General features: G+C 40.0%; 2 protein-coding genes and 4 pseudogenes. 4 read left to right on the top strand and 2 right to left on the bottom strand.

Translation table 11 applies throughout. From position 1 onward, the window contains the following. Positions 1-128 precede the first annotated feature (128 nt). Positions 129-1,011: pseudogene (locus tag QT984_RS29425) on the bottom strand (IS4 family transposase); the annotation flags it as partial. Positions 1,012-1,206: 195 nt separating this feature from the next. On the opposite strand from QT984_RS29425, the pseudogene QT984_RS29420 reads away from it, so the two are divergent. Then, a pseudogene (locus QT984_RS29420) lies at positions 1,207-2,867 on the top strand (IS1634 family transposase). Between the two features lie 261 nt (positions 2,868-3,128). Further along, positions 3,129-3,832: pseudogene (locus tag QT984_RS29415) on the top strand (IS1 family transposase). A 13-nt stretch (positions 3,833-3,845) separates the two neighbouring features. Here the strand turns inward: QT984_RS29415 and QT984_RS29410 are convergent. Further along, positions 3,846-4,145: pseudogene (locus QT984_RS29410) on the bottom strand (IS4 family transposase); the annotation flags it as partial. 159 nt (positions 4,146-4,304) lie between these two features. On the opposite strand from QT984_RS29410, the gene QT984_RS29405 reads away from it, so the two are divergent. After that, complete coding sequence (locus QT984_RS29405; protein ID WP_333058578.1) at positions 4,305-4,517, top strand: hypothetical protein; 213 nt, start codon at positions 4,305-4,307, stop codon at positions 4,515-4,517. A gap of 141 nt (positions 4,518-4,658) precedes the next feature. Then, complete coding sequence (locus tag QT984_RS29400; RefSeq protein WP_333212828.1) at positions 4,659-5,237, top strand: IS66 family transposase; 579 nt, start codon at positions 4,659-4,661, stop codon at positions 5,235-5,237. Positions 5,238-5,717: the final 480 nt, after the last annotated feature.

The following is a 5,717-nucleotide window of genomic DNA, read 5'->3' as shown; positions in this document are numbered from 1 at the left end:
CCTTTAATCGTTCACTGTTCATTTAGGGAGTGGATAGGTTTTCTTTTTCACCCTTATTCTCTCCCGGCGCGGTGGCTCTAGTTCTTCTGAAAGCCACCGCTCTCATCTTTGGTTAGTCTAAACTACAGATTTTCAGGCGCAGCAAAATACTCTCGCGGATCGGTTGCCTTACCTTGTTGGCGGGCTACATAAAAATGGTAAAGACCCCGGTAAATCATCTCTAACAAAATCGAATCTATTGGTAAAGAGAGTTGGTCAGCAACGGCATCACCTAAATCGACAAAGATTGCATAAAATATCCAACTCCCCCAAATTTGAAGCTGAATCCCGTTAAGAGAACCCGTCCACAAATAACTTAATCACAACAGCCTTTTTACGGTATTAAAAGCCTCTTCAATTCTCCAGCGCCTGCGATATAAATCTGCCACAACGTAGGGTGGTAATACATGAGGATCTAGTACGCTTGTCAAATAAGAATGCCAAGCTTTACCCGAACGAATTTCAATCAGTCGTAAGGTAATAAATGGTGTTTTTGCTGTTCCTGAACCCAAACGTACCAGACTATATTTCAGGTCGTAACTTTTGGTAAATACTTGCTGTACTTGAATTGCTGCTCCTTTTTTTAAGCGCGTAACTAAGTGGATATCTCTTTCAATTAATCTGAGCCAAAAGCTAAAATGATCAAATCCCCTATCCAGTAATAGTAAAGTATTTGCTGGTACTAATTGCAGGATATTTTCTTCAATCTTAACATCAGAAGCTTGCTTAGTTTTCCCGAAACCAAATATCAACAGGAAGCCTGGTCATTAAATCTATGACTGTTGCCATCTTTCCTGCCAACTGCCCTTTTGGTATATCTTCCAGGCTTTTGAGCTTGCAAAACAATGCTTCGAGCGTTGAACTATCTACTATCCAAATACTCGAAAATTTGGTCAAGGCAAATTTAATGCTTTCTGGTAAAGGTCGTTGATTTCTCTGGTACCAAGCAGTTCTTAAACTTGGTAATAAATTTGGCGTTGCTGAGTTAGAGTATGAATAGGAGGAATAATTTATGCAATGCCCAGAATGTAACCCACATTCCGCAGGTCTTTAAATAGAATTGATGGTTATAAAATTTAAAAATTCAAGCCTGAAGTGATTACCCAGTAATCACTTCAGGCTTTTTTGAGATACAATGAACGAATGAGGAGCCAAGAGGAAAAAACCATGAATGAGCATCAAGAAGCCATAAAAGTCCTAAATTTAGACCATTTAGGAATAGTAGCAGGGATAATAGACGAGATGGAATTAGTAGAAGAAGTCAATAAAATAGTAGGAATAACAACCCAAGAAATGCTCAGCCCAGGACAAGTCATGAAAGCAATGATTTTGAATGGACTAGGCTTTTTAAGCGCCCCATTATACATATTCGAGGAATTTTTTGTAGGAAAAGCAACATCACATCTAATCGGAAAGGGAATACTACCCGAACATCTAAACGACGATAGACTGGGAAGAGCTCTCGACAAATATTATCAAGTGGAACAAAACTCTTCACAACAATCGCCATGAAAGCCGCCCATAAATTCCAAGTAAAAATGAACAGCATCCATTTAGATGGAAGTTCAATGTATGTACAAGGAGAATATAAAACCCAAGTTAAAAACAGCGACCAAACAGAAAAAGAACCCGGACCAGAAACATCAGAAATGAAACCAATAGAAATAGTTCACGGATATTCCAGAGACCATCGACCAGACCTGAAACAATTTATCATAGACATGATTGTAACAGGAGACGGAGACATACCACTATATCTAAAAATAGATTCAGGAAACATCGACGACAAAAGCGTATTCGTATCAAGACTAAAAGAATTCAAAAAACAGTGGACATTTGAAGGAATCTGCGTAGCAGACAGCGCCTTATACACCAGGGAAAACCTATCAGCAATGACAGGAATCAAATGGATAACAAGAGTCCCATTAAGCATAAAATCAGCCCAAGAGCAAATCGTAGACATCCAAGAAAGCGAATGGCAATCAAGCTCAAAAAAAGGATATAAGATAGCCGAAAGAGCTAGCGAATATGGAAACATAAAACAAAGATGGTTAGTCATAGAAAGTGAACTCAGGAAACAAGCAAGCATCAAACAAATAGACAAACAAGTAAACAAACAACAATCAAGGGCCCAAGCCGCACTACGCAAGCTTTACCGGCAAAAATTTGCCTGCGTTGCCGACGCAGAAACCGCCATAAAAAATCTATCAGACACATGGAAATATCACCAGATTACCGAAATTGAATGTCAAGAAAAAAGCCATAAAAAACAAAAAACACCAGCCAAAAAAGCTAGTGATATAGACACAATAGCCTATCAAATAATCGGTAAAATAGAAACGAGACCCGAAATAATATCCGCCGAAAAAATTAAAACAGGGAGATTTATACTGGCAACAAACATTTTAGATAAAAACGAAATAACCAACCAGCAGATATTAGAAGAATACAAAGACCAACAAAGTAACGAAAGAGGATTTAGATTTTTAAAAGACCCATTATTTTTCACATCAAGCGTCTTCGTGAAAAAAACCGAGAGAGTAGAAGCAATTGCCATGATAATGGGAGTATGTTTATTAGTATATAATCTCGCCCAAAGAAAGTTGAGACAAGAATTAGAATCAGCCAATGCCAGCATCAGAAACCAGGTCAAGAAAATGACAAATAAACCGACAATGCGGTGGGTATTTCAGATGTTTCAAGCCGTACATTTAGTCAACCTCAATGGAGCCGAACAAATAAGCAACTTAACAAAGGAACGTCGGGAGATATTAAATTATTTAGGAAAGGTTTGCGGTCAATATTATTTAATAGTTGAAGATGGGTAACTCGGAAAACAAACCGGAAAATATTGTTAAATAAATTCAAATTGTTGGCAACAGAACACTCATGTTGCCGGAATTGTGATGTCTTATTTAGGGAGAATGAGTTCAGATATTGCCTAATGAATATATTAGGCAATATCTGTGAATTCCAATTTCTTATATTTCGCCAAAATCGCAAAAAAATGATACTAAAATTAGAAAAGGTAGGCACAGATATTTTTCCTACAGTGAAGGTATGAAAATCCTTAGTCATCAAAGCCAGAACTGCGGAATGTGGGATGTAAATCAACCCATATCCGTAAAAACGGCAATAAAAAAGGAAAACAGAATCACATTTGTGTCCAATGTGGTCGTCAATTCCTCAATCAGTATGAACCCCAGCGAGGTTATAGCGAGGCCATCAAACGTGATTGCCTAAAAATGTATGTCAATGGTATGGGTTTACGTGCGATAGAACGAGTTAAGGGTGTTCATCATACCGAGCGTAATAAATTGGGTAAAACAAGTCGGAAAACTGTTGCCAGATGTTTATGACCCTGAAGTCATCCCAGAAGTTGGTGAACTCGATGAATTACAAACTTATGTAAAAAAAAACAGACAGGATATGGTTGTGGACAGCGGTTGACCACTTTCAACCAGGAATTTTAGGATGGGTATTAGGGGATCATAGCGCTAAGACATTTGAACCATTATGGGAGAAAGTAAGTGCATGGAAATGCTATTTTTATGTAACTGATGGATGGTCTGTATATCCCATGTTTATTCCTGATGGGGATCAGATTATTAGCAAGACTTATATGACCAGAGTAGAAGGGGAAAATACCAGACTAAGACATTATTTGGCTCGGCTACATCGTAAGACTCTTTGTTATTCTAAATGTGAGGAAATGCTCAAGCATTCTATTAAGTTATTAATACATTACTTGAAGTTTGACGATATTCCCATTCCTGGGGCATTCATACCTTGATTCAGCAACGCCATAAATTTTTGAAGACTCCTTCAAATAATGTGGCAGGAAAACTTAAAAATCTTTGAGACATTGCTTGTTGAGTGACTGTTGTGGGTCGGCACCGCAAAAAACCCGCTCTTGCCAACATTCTTGTGAGTTCTGTTACTCCAGCTACGTCTCGCCACAGCAAAGTTAATACTGCTGCTACCATCAACGGTAAGTTGAGAATTCTCCCTCGCAAACCCAGTTGACGGTAGTAATTTTCTTGTGAGGTAATGGCCGGTGTTAGTAATGCCGATAGTTGTGAGGCAATCTCCTCGTCTTCCACCATCGGCCTTGTGGTTTTTTTGGCATGGTCACGGTTGGTTTTTTGACTTTTAGCCATATTTACTGACCTACACAATCGCTCAATTATTTGTCAATTATATCCTTCGGTCTCCCCAAGGTGGTGCAACTATTATGCTTGCCCCGACGCTGCCGTGCTGGGGATATGCAACTATTATTGATCGTCCGCCATTATTATCGATCGTCCGCCATTATTATCGATCGCCCACCATTATTATCCATCGCCCACCATTATTATCCATCGCCCGCCACTATTATCCATCGCCCACCATTATTATCCATCGCCCGCCACTATTATCCATCGCCCACCATTATTATCGATCGCGATGCAACGCCAATCGAGCACACAACTTATTAATAATGATAATCGCGATCGGGTGAGAGAGTCCGCCTGCGGCGGACTCTCTCACTCTTCCCCTATTTGATTATCATTATCATTTAATAATATTTCTATCCCAAGAGGTATTGACAAAATCTACTCCCTTTTAACTTGTTACCAATGCCCGATATCTGGGTGTCAGATTTATTTAGCGCTCAAAAAAATCACCCCGCACCACAATGGCAAGTGTGTTTGGCTCATCAATTGCGGGATTGCCAATATGCGATTGACGCTGGGGACAGGATTTTTGCCCCAGCGATGAAGAGATTATTATTAAGAGCTTTTATCATCCATCGACGACGAGAAAAAATCGACGATGCCAGACTCAAGCGATACCGAGAAAATTTACAGGAAAGATTAACCGGGATTTTAAATTTAGCGCTACATGATCCGGATGGTATCCGGTTACGAAAACGTTACGGTGGGCTGATGGACAATTTATTTCTATTTCTGGAAGAGGCGGGGATTCCACCAACGAATAATAGTAGTGAACAGGCGATTCGGATGAGCGTGATATTTCGCCGTGTGACCAATGGCTTCCGTTCTTCATGGGGGCGAGATTTGTTTGCTGCTGTTCGTTCAGTTGTTAATACTGGCAACCGTCATGGCTTGACGGCTTATCAATCTATTCAACAAGCTCTCTCTACTGATGGCTCCCTTTTTTCCCTAGTTGAGCAATTACCCTTGGTCATTCTTTAACGTTATATGCTTGCTATGCAAGCATTATAACGTATTTTCACCGTATTTTTTGTTTAAGTCCCGCTAAAAAGTCATTACAAAGCGTGTCGGTAGCTTCTTTGAATGGTGAATTTATCTCAAAATATACTCACCACTGATGAACAGTGTTCAATAAGATGCGTTCCCCCTGGGAACTCCCCTTAGCCTCTGAACTACTTTAGGCTAGTAGCACTAAGTACATTTGTGATCTGCATTCCGGTTGTTTCATGGCTTACTTGACCGTGACCGGACTCTTATGGAGTCTTTTACATAGGGGTAGAGGGTGTGAATCCTCTAAGGAAGAGGGCTCTCCAGACTAAACGACCATTTATTTCAAGTCGCGCACGGGCATTCACCGTGATTCACGTTTCAACGAATCGCACTTCTTATACCCATGCGGGGGAAATAGTCCGCCCCAAAGCCGTATTTGGGCCGAAAAAAAGACCCCATAGTTAAAAGAGG

This window comes from Microcoleus sp. Z1_B2, from assembly GCF_036700325.1.
Classification (GTDB): domain Bacteria; phylum Cyanobacteriota; class Cyanobacteriia; order Cyanobacteriales; family Microcoleaceae; genus Microcoleus.
The sequence above is the reverse complement of the archived record's forward strand: the minus strand, read 5'-3'. Positions and strand labels throughout refer to the sequence as shown.